At 59.7% G+C, this 18,698-nt stretch carries 11 protein-coding genes; 1 reads left to right on the forward strand and 10 read right to left on the reverse strand.

Annotation, left to right across the window (positions count from 1 at the left end):
- Positions 1-133: 133 nt before the first annotated feature.
- Positions 134-4,876 (forward strand): hypothetical protein, encoded by a 4,743-nt coding sequence (locus tag WC529_03685; protein MFA5113382.1) that lies wholly within the window; start codon positions 134-136, stop codon positions 4,874-4,876.
- Here the strand turns inward: WC529_03685 and WC529_03690 are convergent.
- The 10 genes from WC529_03690 to WC529_03735 form a co-directional block, all read right to left on the reverse strand.
- Positions 4,873-7,218 (reverse strand): glycosyl transferase, encoded by a 2,346-nt coding sequence (locus WC529_03690; GenBank protein ID MFA5113383.1) that lies wholly within the window; start codon positions 7,216-7,218, stop codon positions 4,873-4,875. The two genes, WC529_03685 and WC529_03690, sit on opposite strands and share 4 nt — an antisense overlap.
- Entirely contained in the window at positions 7,170-8,948 is a 1,779-nt protein-coding gene (locus WC529_03695) for an alpha-amylase family protein (protein MFA5113384.1), read from the reverse strand. Before WC529_03695 ends, WC529_03690 begins: the two co-directional genes overlap by 49 nt.
- Before the next feature lie 45 nt (positions 8,949-8,993).
- Positions 8,994-12,104, reverse strand: coding sequence for a hypothetical protein (locus WC529_03700; GenBank protein MFA5113385.1), 3,111 nt, complete (start codon positions 12,102-12,104; stop codon positions 8,994-8,996).
- A 58-nt stretch (positions 12,105-12,162) separates the two neighbouring features.
- Positions 12,163-13,992, reverse strand: coding sequence for a glutamine--fructose-6-phosphate transaminase (isomerizing) (gene glmS, locus WC529_03705; protein ID MFA5113386.1), 1,830 nt, complete (start codon positions 13,990-13,992; stop codon positions 12,163-12,165).
- Between the two features lie 9 nt (positions 13,993-14,001).
- Positions 14,002-15,345, reverse strand: coding sequence for a sugar ABC transporter substrate-binding protein (locus WC529_03710; GenBank protein ID MFA5113387.1), 1,344 nt, complete (start codon positions 15,343-15,345; stop codon positions 14,002-14,004).
- Positions 15,346-15,421: 76 nt separating this feature from the next.
- The gene (proB, locus tag WC529_03715) at positions 15,422-16,189 is read right to left on the reverse strand and encodes a glutamate 5-kinase (GenBank protein MFA5113388.1); all 768 of its coding nucleotides are present in this window, start codon (positions 16,187-16,189) and stop codon (positions 15,422-15,424) included.
- Positions 16,190-16,201: 12 nt separating this feature from the next.
- Positions 16,202-16,441, reverse strand: a complete 240-nt coding sequence (gene rpmA, locus WC529_03720) for a 50S ribosomal protein L27 (GenBank protein ID MFA5113389.1) — start codon at positions 16,439-16,441, stop codon at positions 16,202-16,204.
- Positions 16,431-16,742 (reverse strand): 50S ribosomal protein L21, encoded by a 312-nt coding sequence (gene rplU / locus WC529_03725; GenBank protein ID MFA5113390.1) that lies wholly within the window; start codon positions 16,740-16,742, stop codon positions 16,431-16,433. The genes rpmA and rplU overlap by 11 nt, the downstream gene beginning before the upstream one ends.
- A 12-nt stretch (positions 16,743-16,754) precedes the next feature.
- Entirely contained in the window at positions 16,755-17,054 is a 300-nt protein-coding gene (locus WC529_03730) for a TIGR03936 family radical SAM-associated protein (protein ID MFA5113391.1), read from the reverse strand.
- The gene (locus WC529_03735; GenBank protein ID MFA5113392.1) at positions 17,029-18,681 is read right to left on the reverse strand and encodes a TIGR03960 family B12-binding radical SAM protein; all 1,653 of its coding nucleotides are present in this window, start codon (positions 18,679-18,681) and stop codon (positions 17,029-17,031) included. The genes WC529_03730 and WC529_03735 overlap by 26 nt, the downstream gene beginning before the upstream one ends.
- Between the last annotated feature and the right edge of the window lie 17 nt (positions 18,682-18,698).

An 18,698-nucleotide genomic window follows, 5' to 3' on the forward strand; every position in this document is an offset into this window, starting at 1 on the left:
GATTCCCAAAAAAGAGGAATAAATGACCTACGGAAGCAGCCAAATAAACAGTTATCCGGTCAATCAAGCCCGCCAAGGTACCCAGGCGGGTCAGGTTGCCCCTCTCCAATTTGCCGAAATTACTCCCGGCTCAATGGCAGATGTCAGCCTGGAACAAGCGGTCAGAGATAATTTAGGCAGACTTATTCCCCCGGAAGTTTATCGCTCATTCTCACCGGACGATATCCACATTGAAGCTTCTCTCGACGGTCGCCATGTCGAGATCAAAGCAGAGAACTCGCAATATATCTTTTCCCTGGAACTGGCTGAGTTCCGGGAGAGAGGCGTTCGTCAGGACATAGTGATCAGCGGGTTAACTTGCCAGAGCAAGGGAGCTTACCGGAGGTTGGGAGGGATGGAGCATATCAGAGCGAACCTCCCGGGGTTGTTAAGCGGCCTCGGTTACCGCCGGCTCAGCATGCAGCTTATTGCCGACAGTTATAGTCAGAGAATGGCCCCTGTACTAGCAGAAATGGGAGCTGAAGTCAGGCACATCGGCGACCATATTATCATCAATATCGAGGTTAAGAAACTGCTTGATACTCCGTCGGTTGGCGCCGGCCAGGTCCGCCGGACGCCGGCGGCTGAGTCGTTCAGTTTTGCCGAACCGGACCAAGTTGTTAGCATACCGGAACAGCGGCCGCAAGTCGAGGTTGTCGAGGTGCCTAACCTGGTTATTGACGACGTCAATCCGCTGCTCAGCGTCGAGGTCCCGTCTGGCCAAACCAGGACGATCACCTTTTTGACCCGGGATGGCCAGGGAAATCCGACGATCGCAACGGCGGAATTGACCGCCATCACCGAGACGAACGGCGATCCGCAGATCTATATCCGCCTGAACGAGAACGACTTCCCGACCTTTATTCGGGAAGACAGCCCGCTTTACTACGGGAAAGACGGGATCGTCCTGCAGCGGCAAGGGAACACGATCGTTGCCATGCAGGTGGACGCCATGCCGAGCGCCGTCGGCGGGATCAGACAGGCGAACGGCGAAGTTCAATTTCTCTACCCCGGCAGCCGGATCGATCTGCCAACGATCACCGCGGCGGACGATAAGGTCGCGCAGGAGATCGTCTACGGCGACGCCAGATATACGCTCACGACAACCGCGCAGGAGATAACCGTTACTTACCATGGCCCCCGCGGACAGGACACGGCGATCCAGAACGGGCGGCTCGGTCCGTTCGTCATTCAGGATAACAGGGTTTATTTCTCGCCTTTTCACCTTCAGGACGGAACAATCGAAGCTTACGCGCCCGAGTATTCGCCGCAAGCGCCCAGCCTGCAAGGCGCGGAGCTGATCGATCTGGAAACGATCATTCAGCCGGCGCCGACCCAAGCGACCGAAGATGCCGGCTTTGCCGCGCAGCTGGAGCAGGGCCGCTTTTCCCTGCTGACGCCGGAAGTTGCCCAGTATTTCCAGGGACCGGGCGCGGCCGGGGATGGGGTCGCCACGACATTTGAACGCCGGCAATCGGAAACCGGAGCGGAATACTTTGTTTTTAAGAGCAGCAACGACATGGTCGAGCCGACGGCGGAGGGGTTGCGCGGGCGTTACAGTTTTTGCATCGTTCTCAAACCGACGAGGGACGCCTTGGGGAACATTGTGTCGCTTGAGGTTGCCGGCATCAGGCTGCGGGACCATGTTAGAGTAGCTGCCGCTTTGGCAGAGGGCAGGTCAGCGGTCGATCCGCAGCTGGGAGGGACCGGACCGGGCGGCACGCCGGACATGTTTGTTGGCCTACTTAATTTAGCCCGGCAAGCCGGCGTCGAGTCGATCAAGCTGGTGCCGGACGGCGGCGAATTATTCCGTTATTACTCTGGAGTATTTGAGCGGTTGAACCTTCCTTTCGAAATGAACGGGCCGTTCATGCAGGTCCGGGTTCCGGAAACCGAAGTCCGTTTGCCGGAGACAGCAGCGCCGGCGGTCGCTCCGGCGCCGCAACCTGCCGCCTTGACCCCCGAGATCATGTTGGATACGCAAAATCCGACTTTAAGCCTGGATGTGCAATCAGGGCAAAACCGGGTCTTCGGCATTCCGGCGGTCGACAGCGAGGGAAATCCCTATACCGTTAATGCCGAGTTGAGCGCGATGACCGACTTCAGCGGGAACAGGCTGATCTTTGTCCGCTATGAAGGATTTGAGGCGAACCCCTATAAATTAGTCGAAGGAGAACCGCAGATATTCGGCGACATATTATATCAGCGGGTCGGCGATACGGTCATGGTCCACCGGATCGGCGGTTACCAGGCGACAACGAATCTTAGCTACCCGGACGGGACCACCGCTTCTTACGTGCCGGGTCAATTGGCGGTATTGACGCCGCTGCGCGCCGGTGACGCCGCGCGCACGATCAATATCACTTATAACGGCACGCAATATACTGCCGTTTCGGGCTCAAATGGAACGTCGCTTACCTATCGCGGGCCTAACGGACAAGAGATCACGGTCAGCGACGGCCGGTTGGGGCCATTTACCGTCAGCCGGGAAGGGATCAGATTGTCTCCCTACTACTTACAGGACGGACAGATCTATGCTTATCAGGCGGACTATGTTCCGTCATCCGCGGGACAGGCAGTCGTCAATTTTGCCGGCGCACCGTCGGGTGAAATACTGACCATGGCACTGCCCGACGGATATTACGAAGGGATGAGGATGCTCGACGAACGGTTCGGCCGCGACGTCACCGGCATCATCGAGGGAAAGATCGCCGGCCAGCCGAACGTCAATTTCGACCGGCTGCGGCAGGCGCTGGTCAAGTTCCGCCAGACCGGGCAGATCACCCCGTCGCTGGCCGCGCTCAACCTGAGCGCGTCGGAGCTGGGTCGGCTCGAAGTCGAATTACAGGCGGCCCACACGGAATATGTCAGCGGCCGCGCTTATCATTTCAATGAACTGCAAGCTAAGCTGGATAACCCGGATTCCCGGTTCACGGCGGCGGAGATCGAACAGGAACAGCTTGCCTTGCAGGCAATGGCCGAACAATCCGACCTGGTAGCCATGATCGGCCAGGAACGGATAACGGCCGCCCAACAGAGCTTGGCCGCCAGAGCGGGCGCAGCGGCGCAAACGGCGGCGGCTGCGGAGACGGCGAGCGCCGTCGGCCGGAGCATTACGGACGTCCTGGTCAGCGAGTACGGATTGACCACGGCCCAGGCGGCCCAGGTCGTAACCTTAATGACCACGCCGGGAATGACCGAACAGGTCTTTACCGACCGATTACGGGAGATCAACCCGGAAATGGCCAATAATGTCGGCAAGCTGAAAGCCAGAGTAACCGAGCTCGTCACGGAAAGGATCGCCGCGGCGGCGCAGGCAAACCCGGCGCTGGCGCAGCGCCTGCAAGAGCAGTTCCAGGTCAGCGGCGGTTCGATCGGCGGCGAGATCATGCAGGAGATCTGCCAGGAATATGTCCAGGGCGGCATTACCGGGGCGCTGGGGACCAACGCGCCGATCATCGGCTTCCTGCTGGAGCCGCTGGTGGAGCCGGAAATGCTGGCCGCCATGGCGCGGGGCAGGTTCGGCGCGCTGCGCGGCTTTTTCAGCACCGGCATGGTCGGGACCGGCGCCGGCATCGTCGGCAGTAACGTTTATAACATGCTGCTGGCTTTAGCGGGCGTGGGAGACGATAGTTTCGCCCGCGGCCTGGTGCCGCAGGTCTCCGCCGGCGTATTTTCGACGATGCTTTACACGCAGCTGGCTTCGGGCGCGACCACGGCCAACAGCGCTGTTGGCCGGACGCTCGGCCGGCTGATGAGCAATCCGATCACCCAGCGGCTCTTGGTCGCCCTGGCGCTCAACGCGCCGATCACCGACGGGATGACGCGGTTGTGGGGCGAGCGGGAGGGGATGGATTTTTACAGCGGCGCGTTCAGCGCGGCGCACCCGGCCGCTTTCGGCGCGCTCTCCCTGCTGGGGAGCGAATACGCGACGATGATCCTCGACATCTTCAGCGACGCGGACGACGAGGCGGTTGACGCCCTGATCGACCAGAGCGTGCAGGCCGAAACGACCGGCCGCCAGGTCCTGGACGTGCTCTCCGCCATCGCGCTCCAGTACATCGCGCAGAACCCGATCTTCCTGAACCCGGAGCTGTACGGCGAAACGCCGCTCACCCTGACGGCCGACAACGCCCAGCATGACGATCCGGCCTATTACGATAAACTGGTCGCCTACAATATGGGGACGACGACCAATCCGCTCGCTTTTGACCCGTCGCTGATCGGCGAGACCGCCGACCCGCTGGAATTAACGGGCAACAACCCCCGCGACCTGGACGAGGTCGCCTACACGATGCTGGTTGGCCTGCATCAGGGGCGGGACCTGTCGGCCGAAAAGCCGTTCTACCAGGCACTGGGGCTGATGGATAACAACGGCAACCCGGTCCTGACCAATGAACACGTGACGCACGGCCAGGCGCTGTTCGACAGCCGCGACGCGATCACCGAACGGAACGGGCTGGTGCTGACGCTGGGACGCGAGGTCCATAACGGGGCGGTCGGCGAAGCGGTTGATTTTGCCCAGGATACCGCCAGACAGGCGCGGAGCGCGGTAGAGAACGATATAGTCACCGGGATCGGCGTTGAGCTGCCGGCCGAATTGCTCGGCGACAGCCGCGGCCGGATCGACGACGCCGACCTGATGCGGTACGTGCTGGCGGAGAACGGCGAAGCGATCGCGGACATCTCGCAGATGCAGCGGCGGGCGTATGAGGCGCTGCAGCTTGTTTCCCGGGCGCTGGCCGGGGAGGACGTGGTGCTCGATTACAGCGACCCGTTCATTCAGGCCGCTCTGCAGCAGATCGCCTCAATGGCCCCTGCCGCGGTGAACAGTTAACCCATCATCACTTCGACGTGATGCTCTTTGCCTGGCTTGGCGTCGGGCGGAATGATGTTGGCGACGACCTTCTTGCCGTCCATGACAACGCTCTGGACCCCTTTGCTGACCCCGTACGGATTGCGCACGGTGATGTAATAATCCGCGCCGCGGAACGTCCGTTTGGCGGAGAACCCTTTCCACGCCTTGGGGATGCACGGGTCGATCTTTAGCCCCAAGTAATCGGGCCTGATCCCGAGGATATACTGCGACATGGCGACGAAGTTCCAGCAGGCCGAGCCCGTCAGCCACGAGTTCTTCCCCTCGCCGAAATCCTTGTGGTATTTGCCGGCGATCATCTGGCAGTAGACGTACGGCTCGGTCTTGTGGAGGTCGGCGATCTCGCCGCGCGCCGGCGGGAGGATCGCCCGGTAGTACTGGTAAGCGCGGTCGCCGCGGCCGAGCAGGCATTCCGCGATCATTGCCCACGGGTTCGGGTGGCAGAAGATCGCGCCGTTCTCTTTTAGGCCGGGCGGATAAACGCCGATCGAGCCGAGCTGGTGGTAGAATTTGGAGTAGGGTGGGGTCATCACCTGGATGCCGTGCTCGGTCGCCAGGTGCCGGTGGACGGCGTCCAGGCACTTAAGCCCGCGCTCCCGGTCGGCCGTGCCGGAAAGAACGGCCCAGGCCTGGGTTTCCAAATAGATCTTCCCTTCGGGACAGGCTTTGGCGCCGACCGGTTCGCAGTCGTCCGTATAAGCGCGGACATACCATTCACCGTCCCAGGAAGCCTTGTTGATCTGTTCTTTCATCTTCTCGGCGATCTGCTGGTAGAGCTTGGCGTCCTTCTTCTTGTTGAGCAGACCGGCCATCTTGGCCAGCTCAAAAGCGGCCCCGACCAGCATCTGCGCGACCATGACCGATTCCGCTTTCCCTTTACCCTGGTCGAGGTTGAGGCAGTCGTTCCAGTCGGCAAAAAGGATCTTGGGGAGGCCGTGCGAGCCGATATGCTTCAGGGAGAACCGGATCGCCCGGGCGAGATGCTCGTACATCGTTCCCTTGTCCTCGCCGGCAAACGTCACTTTTTCCTTCAGGAAAGCGAGGTCGCCGGTCTCCTTGAGATAGCTGGCGACCGAGTAGATCAGCCAGAGGTGGTCGTCGCCGTATTTGTGGTCGGACGGATTGGCCTTTTTGGTCAGCGGGGAATATTGGTGATAGGCGCTTCCGTCGGCCAATTGCGTGGCGGCCAGGTCCTTGATCCGCTCTTTGACCTTAGCCGGGATCATGTGGACAAAGCCAAGAGTGTCCTGGTTCGAATCGCGGAAACCCATGCCGCGGCCGATCCCCGATTCGTAATAAGAAGCGGAGCGCGACCAGTTGAACGTGGTCCGGCACTGGTACTGGTTCCAGGTGTTGGCCATGATGTTCAGCTCGGGGTCGGGGGTCCGGACGGAGAACTTGTCGAGGTTCTCGTCCCAGTATTCCTTCAGCTTGGCCAGCTCTTTCAGGACGACCTCTTTCTTGGCGAATTTCTTGACCTTGCGCGCCGGCTCGGTAATGTCCTCGGAGAAGCCGAGGACGAAGATAAAGGTCTTGGTCTCGTTCGCCTTTAAATGGCAGGGGAACATCAGCGCCCCGACCGGCGACCAGCCGCAGGCGATCGAATTGTTCATCTTCCCCTCTTCGACCGCGCGCGGATTGGCGAAGTCGCCGTAGGTCCCCATAAAGTCGCGCCGCTGGGTGTCGAACCCCTTGGGGGTCGCGTTGGCGCAGGCAAGGAAGCCGACGACGTCCTGGGAGACGCGGTAGCGGGAGAGGTGATAAATGATGTTGTCCTTGAACTCGGTCTGGCCGATGTTCAGGTTGTACTGGTAGTCGGTCATGTCGTTGAGCGCGTCCCAGAGACAGAACTCGACAAAGGGGAAGACCGACAGGTCGGCCGCTTTGCGCGCTTTGATCTCCAGCATCCAAATTTCCAGATTTTCGCCGAGCGGGACAAAGTAGGTCGTCTTGGCCTGGACGTTGGCGTATTCGGTCGTAATAACGGTGTAGCCGATCCCGTGGCGGCATTCGTACTTGTCTTTTTTCATCACCGGCTGCCACGAAGCCGACCAGTAATCTTCGGTCTTATTGTCGCGGATGTAGATGTAGCGGCCGCCCCGGTCCATCGGCACGTTGTTGTAACGATAGCGGGTGATGCGGCGCTCTTTCGGGTCCCGGTAGAAGCTGTAGCCGCCGGCGGTGTTGCTCATCAACGCGCAATACTGTTCCGCCCCCAGGTAGTTGATCCACGGCAGCGGGGTGTCGGGCCGGGTTATAACGTATTCTTTATTGTCTTGATCAAAGTAGCCGTATTTCGCCATTTGCTTGCTCCCTTCTGGATTACGGAAAACAGACTAAAATTCGCGTAAAGGACTTTGCCCCGACCGATCTTCTTGGTGATCAATAAATTCTTTTTGGGGTGTCCGGCCAGGACGTCCAGAAAACCGTCGGCATTCATCTCACCGTGGTCCCAGGTAACGCCCAGCAGCGCTTCGAGCAGCGGATTGGGGTAGAGATGCCCATTCTCGTCTTTCAGGCCAAATCGGGACTCGGTTATTAACGTTCCGCCCTGAGCGACCCACTTTTTCAGGTTGGCGAACTGCTGTTTGGAAAGCAGATAAGGATCGGGGAGCAGCAGTGTCCGGTACGGAATATTGCCGGCGGTCAGGTCCTGCTCAAAGATGAAGTCGATGAGCTTATGTTTCTTGGCGGCCAACTGATAAGCTCCCTGGATCGACATCATCCCGTGCAGCAGGCCGATATCGACGCGAACCGGCTCCCATTGTCCGGCGACCCCCCGCGGCGGTCCCTGTTCCTGATAGGTCTGCACTTCGCTGGAGCGAAGATAAGCAATGGCTAACTTTGAATGCGGATTGCGGAATGACGAATGCGGAATTGATTTGGCTAGTTTTTTAATAACGTCCAAACGTTTAGTCGAGGAACCGTCGGCTTTGAGAATGCCGAAACCCGCGGTTTCCGCGCCGAACAAAGGCGGACGCCAGGCATGATAGAGCAAGGCCTGGGCGCCATGTTCAAAAGCCATTTCGGTCCACCACTTGATCTCCGGTCCCGCGACGTAATCGGGGCAGCCCCAGCGAACGTTCTGACCGCCCTGCATTTCAGTAATATGAAATTCTGCATGACCGGCGCGGGCGAAGCTGCGCCAGAGGTCGAGCATGAAAGCGAGATCGGTCTTCCCCATCCGGCCCCCCTTGGGATAAATATCGAGGCCGTACCAGTCGAGCCCCTGGACCATAATGGAATGGTCGGGGACACGGGTGCTGATGCCGATGAAACCGTTGGCGCCGACTTTGTGCTTGCCGTCCAGTTGTTTGACGATCTTGGCCAAATAGCCGATCCAGCCAGCCAAGCTATCGGTCTTGAACCGGAACCAGTCGAGGAAGATATGCGGCGAGACGGCTTCCCAGATCCCGGCCTTCGGTGTCGTAATGTCCTCAAAGCTGGAGAGGTGGTTGGTCCAGAACTTAGTTCCCCAGACCTCGTTCACTTTTTTCAGCGAGCCGTAGCGTTTCTTCGTCCAGCTGATGAAGGCGCGGCGGGTGTGCTGGCAATGGCAGAAATCGTTCATCGTCGTATGGTCGAGCGGCGGGTAAACCGGCTCGTTATCGATTTGCCAGTAGAGCAGGGCCGGGTGATTCTTGTACCGGGCGACCAGCTTTCTGGTCAGCCGTTCAGCCAGTTTCCGGTAATGCGGGTTGTCTTTGCAGATGTTGGGCCGCGGGCCGGCTTCCGGATACAGGGTCCCGTCCTGGGCGACCGGCCGGCTGTTGGGCCAGAGCCGGTAGAACCAGGGAGGGACTTGGGAAGTGGGGATGCCCAGCAGGACTTTTATCCCGTGTTTATGGCAAATATTCATGGCACGGTCGAGCCCGGCAAAGTCGAACTTGCCCGGGGCAGGTTCCAGCCAATCCCAGGCCATTTCGCCGAACCGGACCACGTTGAAGCCGCTCTTTTTGATCTCCCGGAAATTTTCTTCCCAGGTTTCGACCGGCCACTGGTCAGGGTAAAAAGTGACGCCAAAGGGCAACATAGCGAGGGTAATTATAGCATATTCCCGGCCGGCGGCAAACTCGGGTCAGGAGAGGGTAACGACGATCTTTTTGACCTTGCGCTGGCGGATCAGGCTGGCGTACGGCTCCTTGACCACCTGGCCGGTAATGTCGACCTCTTCGCCGTCGTCAAAGATCAATTGGTAAGAGGCCGGGCTGACGCCGTTGCCGAAAGTATCTTTCCCCTTCGGATTGAGGTAGATGACGTCGATCGAGCCGAGCAGGCGGCACATCAGCTTCCCTTTATTGAACAGCCAGGCGGGGAGGACCGGCGCGAGCCGGAAACAGAGCTGGCCGGCGGCGTCGAGCTGGAAGAGGCGCTTGCCCGCGGTCATGTTGATCCAAATGTCGATGAATTCGGCGGCGCCGCCGGATAACCGGGCGACGAACCCGCGGCCGTGGTTGTGCTGGTTCGGGTTGGCGCTGCTGACGATGAACGAGGAGTTCTCCAGGATGCTCCGCTTGTATTTTTTCGGGTTCATGTACGGGACAAAGACGTTCTTGAAGTCGGCGAAGAACTCCTGGTACATGCCGGCCTTGAGCAGCTCCAGCATGTATTTGTATTCCATGTGGAGCCAGACCGACTCGTTCTCCAGCCAGCCGGGGGCGAAAACGCGGCAGCGGCCGATCTCGATCGGCGTCTGTTTGAGAGAATCGTTGACCTTGTACATCTTGAGCTTCTGGTCGTAAAGCGGGCTGTTCTTGACGAGCCCGGGGATGTTCTTGTCGCGGTTGACCTTCAGGGCGTGGACAAAGCCCTCCAGGAAAAGCGGCAGCGGCCGCTGCCGGAACCGCTTGATCTTGACCTTCCCCTCGATCGTTTCGTATTCGGCCACTTCGTTGATGAAGTAGGTGTAGTAGTTGCCGTGCTCCGCGAGCGAACCCTGGACCCCCCGGTCGCACTTTTTGATCACCCGGTCGAGGAAGGCGTTGATATAAGCGCCGTCCACCGTGTTTTCCCGGCCGCTGACCCCGAGCTTGGTCCGCTGGCGGTACGCTTCCTTCAGCTCGTAGGACTGGTCCCAGTAAGCGAAGGGATCCTGATGCTGGTCGAGCGCCAGGGCGATCTCGTCGATATATTCCTTGAGCTCTTCGGGGAGGGCCACCGCGCGGTCGGCCGGCGTGTTCTGCTTCAGGTACAGGGCCAGGCGTTTCAGCTCCAGGGTTTCCGACAGGGAAGAGCCGAACAGGGCGGGCAGGCCGTTGAGCGCGTCGTACCAGTCCGGCTTGTCCGCCTCCATCTCGATCCCGACGCCGGCGGCGTCGAAAGTGGCGGCTTTGTTAACGGCGATGCAGAGGAGCTTGGCGGCCAGGGTGGTGTGATAGACCTCGCCCTTGCCGTAATCGGCGCGGACCATGGTCCGCTGCTTGGTCCGCCCCTTGAGCGCCGAAGATTTTTCAATGTCGAGCCGGACGCATTCGTACTGCCGGACCTGGTCGCCGACCAGCCGGTATTTCTGGCGGCGCGGCACGACGACGTGATCGTTGTCGTAAAAGGTGAAGGTTTTTTGGTCATATAATAAATCAGCCAGCCGGTCGGGAAAAAGGCTTTCAAAGCTTTCCAGCAGGTCGAGGTTGTAGAACGGATGGTCGATCCAGAAACCTTCGCCGTGGTAGGCGCCTTCCTCCGCCGCGGAGTTTTCCAGCAGGTCGACGACGAAAGTTTCCCGGCCGGTCTTGTAAGTCGCGCCGGAAACCTCGATCTTTTTCAGGACGGCGCCGAGCAGGAACGGCCGGCTGATCAGGCCGAGCAGTTCCCGGTCCGCCCCCTTGATATGCTTGCCGATCAGCGCCTCGGCCTGGCCGGGCGACTTGATGAAGTACTTGCTGCCGAGCACGACCAGCGGGTTGTAGCCGTCGAGCTGGACCAGGTTGAAGTAGCGGCTGATGTTGTCGGCGCCGATGTCGGGGTTAAAGAACAGGTCGTTGCGCCGGTTCTGGTTGATGTCGCGGTAGTTGCCGTCGCCCTGGGAAAAATAGATCGGCATCAGCTTGAAGTCGTTGTAATCGCGCTCCATGTCGCCGTGCTTGCGGTAGTAAACGTAGACGACCTTGCCGTCGTAGATCAGCGGCAGGCCGCCGCGCATCACGTTGTCCAGGAAAGTGTTCCGGGCGTAAAGGTCGAAGCTGTGCGAGTTGCTGATCGTCTTGATCCGGGCGGTGATGTCGTCGATCAGCGTCTTATTTTCCAAAAATTTGGCGGCGAGATAATTGCGGTCGATGGACGGCTTGGCCTGGTTGAGCAAATCGACGTTGTCCATCTGGCCAAAGAGCGAGGCCAGCTCGAACTCGTCGGTCAGCACGGCCTTCTTATAGGCGAACGCGCTCGGGATGATCCCTTCGGTCAGCTGCTCGGCGGGGACCGTAAAGGTCTTGCCGGCCAGGAACCGTTCGGGGACCTCCAGGCTGGAATTCTCGCCGAAAACGGTGGCCGGCTCGACGATCATCTCGACCGGCACGTTATCCTGGCAGAAGGCGTAGAAAAAGTTCCCCCGGCGCAGGAAGCGGGTCTCCGAGACGTCGGCCGGCATGATCTTGAGCTTGTAGAACGGCGCGCCGTTGGCCAGATTCTCTACCGTGCACCACGCTTCGATCGTCGTGCTGATCCGCTTGAGCAGGTCGTTCTCAAAACCGTAGGGGATGACCGCCGGCAGGCCGTCGATCACCTCGAGCTGCCGCGCTTTCTTGCCCAGATTGGTCAATTTGATGACCCGGGCGAGAGCGGGAAAGCGTTCGCCCGGCACGGTAAAATAGGCGACTTCGACCCGCAGCTTGAGCGCCGGGTTCTCTTCGCTGATCTTGATGCTGTGGGGGAGGATGCGCAGCTCCCGCTTCAGCTCCTGGCGGCTGCTGAACGGCTCGTAAAATTTACCGTCGATCTTGAGGAAGGTCCGGAAGCCCTGCAGGGCGACGTTGCGGTAAGCTTTATTGGCCGAATTGAACTCGAGGATCGCCGAATTTTTGTCGTGGACGCCGGCGGAAGTGATGCACTGGCCGCGGTTGGTGTAAAAGACCCACATGGGGCAACCGAAAACGCCGGCGATGCCGGGGAAAAAACTGGCAAAGGTTGGGGCATGACCGTATTGCTCGATAACGAACGCCCCGTCCTTGGCGACATAATATTTCGGTTGGCTCACGAGCGTAAGTTATAGCATTTTTCGCGGGGATAGTCAAAAAACCAGGGGCGCGGACCGGTTATTCCACGGTCACGCTCTTGGCGAGATTGCGGGGCTGGTCAACGTGGCAGCCTCTTTTCACGGCGATGTAATAAGCGAGCAGCTGGAGCGGCACCACCGCCAGGAGCGGCGACAGCGATTCGGTCGTCTGCGGAATGTAGATAACTTCGTCCGCCCGTCCGGCGATCAGTTCGTCGCCCCGCGAGGCGATGGCGATCACCTGGCCGCCCCGCGCCTTGACCTCTTCGACGTTGCCGAGGATCTTGTCGTAGCGGCGGCCGGCAAAGGCCAGGACGACGACCGGCATGTTCTTGTCGATCAGGGCGATCGGGCCGTGCTTCATCTCGGCGGCCGGATATCCTTCGGCGTGGATATAGCTGACCTCTTTGAGCTTGAGCGCCCCTTCCAGGGCGATGGGGAATCCCTTGCCGCGCCCCAGGTAAAGCGCGTTGGTCGTAGCGTAGAACTTGGCGGCGATCTCTTCGACGATCGGTTCGCCGAGCATCGTCTCTTCCAGCTTCTGCGGGATCTCGATCAGGTCGTTGACCAGCTTGGCGGTTTCCATTTCGCTCAGGAGGCCGCGCTTGCGGCCAAAGAGGACCGCCAGCAGGTAGATCACGGTCAGCTGGGTGGTAAAAGCTTTGGTGGAAGCGACGCCGATCTCCGGCCCGGCGTTGGTGTAAACGACCCCGTCGGCCTCGCGGGCGATGGTGGAGCCGACGACGTTGCAGATCGCGACCGCCTTGGCTCCCTGGGCCTTGGCTTCCCAGACGGCGCCGAGCGTGTCGGCCGTTTCCCCGGACTGGGTGATGGCGATCACCAGCGTGTTTTTATCGATGATCGGGTGGCGGTAGCGGAACTCGGCGGCGTACTCGACCTCGGCCGGCAGCTTGGCGTACTGTTCAAAGAGGTATTCGCCGATCAGGCCGGCGTGCCAGGAAGTGCCGCAGGCGGTAAAGACGACCCGGTTGATCTGCCGGATCTCGTCGTCGGACAAATTAAGCTCGTCGAAATGGATCTCGTGGCTTTCGGCCCGGACCCGCCCTTCGATCGTTTTACGGATGGCGTTCGGCTGTTCGTGGATCTCCTTGAGCATGAAGTGGGAGTAGCCGCCTTTTTCCGCCGATTCGGGGTCCCAGGAGATCAGGGAGATCTCTCTGACGATCGGCTTGCCGTGGAGATCGAAGATCCGCGGTCCCTGGGCCGACAACTCGACGATATCGCCGTTGTCCAGGTAGGTTACCCGGCTGGTGTACTTGAGGATGGCCGGGATGTCCGAGGCGATAAAGATCTCGTCTTCGCCGTGGCCGATGATCAGCGGGCTGCCGGAACGGGCGGCCACGATCTTGCCCGGCTCTTGTTTGGCGATGACGGCCAGCGCGTAAGTTCCCTTGACGGCCGGCAGCGCCGCCTGGACCGCCTTGAGCAGGTCGCCGTGAAAATTCTCCTCGATCAGGTGGGCAAAGACCTCGGTATCGGTGGCGGAGCGGAAAACGTGCCCGCGCCCGGTCAGCTCCTGGCGCAGCTCCAGGTAGTTCTCGATGATCCCGTTGTGGACGACGACCAGCTCGGACTTGCAGTCTTCGTGCGGGTGGGAATTCAGATGCGACGGTTGTCCGTGGGTCGCCCAGCGGGTATGGCCGATGCCGAGCGTGCCGCTGACCGGTTGGGTCTGCAGCAAGATTTCCAGGTCAGCGATCTTGCCGACGCATTTGCTGACATGGAGCGCGCCCTTGTCGAGCGTGGCGACCCCAGCCGAGTCATAGCCGCGATACTCGAGTTTTTTTAAGCCCTCGACCAGGAAGGGGAGGGCTTCCTTGGAACCGATATAACCAACTATTCCGCACATGGTTTTAACTCATTTTTGGGACAGAATAGTTTCGACTTCTTGCTTCGCAAGTTTCAGTTGATCTTTGATCTTGGCCGGATCGATCTCTTTGCCGCCGAGGACGTAATCCCACATGATGCCGAGGCGCCGGGTCAGGATCGGCTCCAGCAGTCCCCAGGTCGGGATGCTGGGGTAGGTGCGGCCGTAAAAAACGGCGTCCTTGAAGACTTTCCGGTTCGGATCTTTGGCAAAGAACGGATCGTTGAAGGCCTCAACCCGGGCCGGCAGGAAACCGGTCGCCTTGGCATAATTGATCTGCGCCTGCTTGGAGGCCAAGTACTTGATGACTTCGAGAGCGGCCGCTTTATTCTTCCCCTGCTTAAAGATCGCCAGGGAAGAGCCGCCGACAAAGGTGATGCGTCCCTTGGGCCCTTTCGGGTAGCCGGTCACGGTAAAGTTTTTGGCCGCCGGCGAAGTGCTGGCGCCTCCCTCGGATTCCGGCCGGGTGAGCGTCTTGATCTCGTACGGGCCGTCAAAGTACATGGCGCAGGCGCCGCTGTTAAAATTGGCGCTGACCTGGGCGGTGTTCAATTCCAGGTATTCCGACGGGACGTAGCCTTCCTTGACCAGGCCGAGATAGAACATCAGCCCCTTGACCGATTCCTCACTATCGATGACGCAGCTTTTCCGGTCGGCGGACAGGAAATCGCCGCCGGCCATCCAGATCCAGGGGGCGAGCGAATGGATGACGTTCCAGTCGTTCTTGCCGGAAACGCCGAGCGGCGCCATCGGCTGGCCGTCCAGGACCAGGTCGGCATCGTAGAGCTTCTTCAGCGAGTTTTTGAACGAATCCCAGCTGGCCAGTTCGCCGACGGAAACTTTGGCCTTTTTCAGGGCGTCGGTGCGGACAAAGAGGCCGCGGGCGTCGACGAACCAGGGAATGGCGGTCGTTTTGCCGGAACCCTCGGTCCCGGTGGTTTGCCAGGAGACGGGGACAAAAGCGGCTTTCCCTCCCATTTGGGCGATCGCTTCCTGGGAGATCTCTTCCAGCGCGCCCATGCCGGTGATGGCGGAGACCCAGGTGGAGCCAAGCTGGCCGAGGTCGGGAACGTCGCCGGAAGTGGCGGCGGTAGTGATCTTGCTCCAGCCGGCGCCCCAGTCGACCGAGGTGATCTTGACCTTGATGCCGGTCTTGGCCTCGAACGGCTTAAGCAGCTCTTCGATATCGGTGATCGGGTTGAGCGAATTGGGCATGACCCACATTTCGACGACCTTTTCGCCGGCGCCGCCCTTATTGGTCGGGGCGCAGCCGCTGATCAAGACACCGAACACCAGGAGAACGATAACCAGGGAGGGAATGAGCGTTTTTTTCACAACAATACCTCTTTCTCGTTTTTACTTTGGGAACAGGAAAATTATAGCACAAAAACGACGCTAAAGCAAGGTGCAGCTAGGCCTTGGGGTGGAAGAGCGTGCCGATCTTTTTGCCGCTGGCGATCGCCCGGATCACGCCGGGTTTGCGGCCGCTGGTGATCGCCATGGTGATGCCGGCCTGGCTGCAGATCTGCGCCGCCTGGATCTTGGTGATCATCCCGCCGGTCCCCTGCTGGGTGGCGGAATGGCCGGCTGCGCGTTTAACAGCGCGGTCGATCTTCTTGATCGCCGGGACGAGGAAAGGGATGCCTTTCCGGTCTTTCATGTAAAAGCCGTCGACATCGGTCAGCAAGATCAGCAGATCGGCGCCGACCAGGCGGGCGGTCAAGGCCGCCAGGGTGTCGTTGTCGCCGATCCGGATCTCGTCGACCGCGACGGTGTCGTTCTCATTGATGATCGGAACGACTTTCTCGTTGAGGAGCGTGTGGAGGCAGTTGCGGGCGTTCTCGTGGCGCCGGCGGTCCGCCAGGGCGTCGCGGGTCAATAAGACCTGGGCGACGGTGATCCCGTGCTCCTCAAAGGCCTTTTCGTACTGGCGCATCAGCCGCGACTGGCCGATGGCGGCCGCCGCCTGTTTTTGCGGGATGCTTTTCGGCTTGGCCTTGAGGCCGAGCGCCTGGGCGCCGGTGACGATGGCGCCGGAGGTGACAATCACGACCTTTTTCCGGGCTTTGACCAGTGCGGCCGCTTCGGCCACGATCCGGCGGAGGTTGGCGTGATCAAGGGTGCCTTGCGGGGTAGTCAGGGTGCTGGAGCCGATCTTGATGATAATGGTTTTAGCCATTAGCTGGCCTTGTTAGGCGGTTTGGACGTTGACTTTTTTCCCGGTGAAAACGACCGTCCCGGCCGCTTTGGCGAACAGGGTGTAGTCGCGGCCCATCCCGACGTTAGAACCGGCCCGGAAAGAGGCGCCGTGCTGGCGGATAATGATCGCGCCGGCCTTGATCTGCTGCCCGCCGAAGATCTTGACGCCGAGCCGCTGGCCGATCGAATCGCGGCCGTTGCGGGATGTACTGCCAGCTTTTTTATGAGCCATGTGTTATCTCCTCGATCTGGACCCGGGTGTAATTTTGCCGGTGTCCGATGGTCCGGTGGTAATTGGTCTTGTTCTTGTATTTAAAAGTGGTGACCTTGTCGTCCTTGACGTTGCCGATCACCTTGGCGGAAACCTTGGCCCCCTTGACGTACGGGGTGCCGATCGCGACCTGGTCGCCGTCCGCGATCAACAGGACGTTGTTAAAGGTCACGCTCTTGGTGTTATCCAGCAACTCGACATCGAGGATGTCGCCGGCCAGGACTTTTTGTTGTTTGCCACCCGTTTCAATTACAGCGTACATAACAGTTGGTAATTATACCAGAAAAGAGTCGAGGATTGCAAGCCCCCCGGGGAGGGTGCCGTTCAGCCGGGCTTTAACTTCGTCCGGTTTGATCCAGGTTTCCATCTGGAGTTCGGCCTCTTCGTGCTCGGAAGTCGCCCCGACTTTCAGGGCGTTTCCCCAGGAGATCTTCATGTGCGGATTGAACCCCTGGGAGTAGGCGATCGGCAGGTCCGCCCGCCGGATGGCGCGCTGAAAAGCCCGCATCAGATCGCGGTGGCCGATATATTTGACCTCTTCGCCCTTTTTATATATTACTTTTATCCGCTGCACGCCGGAGAGCCTCCTTAGTTACGCCAGTCTCAATGTAGTCCCAGGGGAGAGGCTGGTCTTGCGGTTTGGCGGCCAGATACCGGTCCGGATCGATCCCGCAATCGCTGAAAGCTTGAAGCCAGACGGGGAACTTGAACCCCTCCTGCCAGGCGTCGAACCGGGCGCCGAGTTCCCAGGCCCGTTCGATCACCTTGCTTAGCTGCCGATCGCCCCGGGAAAAGATCCCTTCCAGGTAACTGGCCTCCGCCTGGTGCCAGCGGATCTCAATGCCGCGCGTCCGGAGATGCTGCTTGATGAACCGCTGTTTATCCAGTGTTTCCGCGATCCCGATCTGCCGCTCCCATTGGAACGGGGTGTGCGACTTGGGGATGAAGGTCGAAAGGTTGACGGTGATCCGGGCCCGGCGGCTGTAGGTCCGGCCGAGCTGGTAGATCCGGTCGGCCAGGGCGCACAGCCCGAGCAGGTCGTCGTCGGTCTCGGTCGGCAGGCCGATCATGAAATAAAGCTTGATCGCTTCGATCCCTTCGGCGAACGCGGCTTTGACCCCCTCGATGATCTGTTCCTCGGTCAGGTTCTTGCCGATCGCGTCGCGCAGCCGCTGGGTGCCGGCTTCCGGCGCCAGGGTGAGGCTGCCGCTCCTAACCCGGGCGACTTCTTTAGTCAGTTTGACCGTCAAAGAGTTGGTGCGGAGCGAGGGGAGGGAGATATTGATCTTCTTGCTTTCATATTTTTTGGCCAGGGTCCGGGCCAGCGTGTCGATCGCGCTGTAGTCGGAGCTGGAAAGCGAGATCAGCGTCAGCTCATCGTAACCGGTGTTCTTTAAAAGCGCGTCCGCCTGCCGCAGCAAGGTTTCTGCCGACTTTTCGCGGACGGGCAGATAGGTCCAGCCGGCCTGGCAGAACTTGCACCCCCATTTACAGCCGCGCATGATCTCGATCGCCGCCCGGTCGTGGATCGCTTCGATAAAGGGGACTATGGGATTGAGGGGATAGGGAATAGGGTCTAGGGACTTGATATAGCGCTTGGTCACTTTTTGGCTGATCCCCGGGACGTAGACGCCGGGGATTTTCGCGAGGTTGTTCAGTCGCGAGTCGCGGGTCGCGGGTCGCGAGTCGAGCAAAACCTTGGTTATCTCCAGTAAAACCTCCTCAGCTTCGCCGATGACGAAGAAGTCGAAGAAGTCGACGAGCGGTTCCGGGTTAAAAGAGCACGGTCCGCCGCCGAGGACGAGCGGATCTTTTTCCCCGCGCTCCTTGCTCCGGAGCGGGATGCCGCCGAGCTTGAGCATCGTCACGATGTTGGTGTAAGTTAATTCATGGCCCAAGCTAAAGCCGAGCACGTCGAATTCTTGGAGAGGCCTTTGCGACTCCAAACTTTTTAATTTTTCATTTTGAACTTTTAATTGTTCTTCCCGGTCCGGCCACGGCGCAAAGCACCGCTCGGCCAAAACGTCAGCCTGATCGTTAAGGATATGGTAAAGGATCTGCAGGCCGAGGTTCGACATGCCGATCTCGTAGGTGTCGGGATAGGCCAGGACGAATTTTAATGCGGCTTTGGCCCAATCCTTATGGACCGAATTCAGTTCGTTGCCGACGTAGCGCCCCGGCCTTTGCACGTTCTCGAGCATATTTGCATTATAACATG

It is taken from the genome of Candidatus Margulisiibacteriota bacterium, assembly GCA_041650855.1.
Taxonomy (GTDB): domain Bacteria; phylum Margulisbacteria; class WOR-1; order O2-12-FULL-45-9; family XYB2-FULL-48-7; genus JALOPZ01.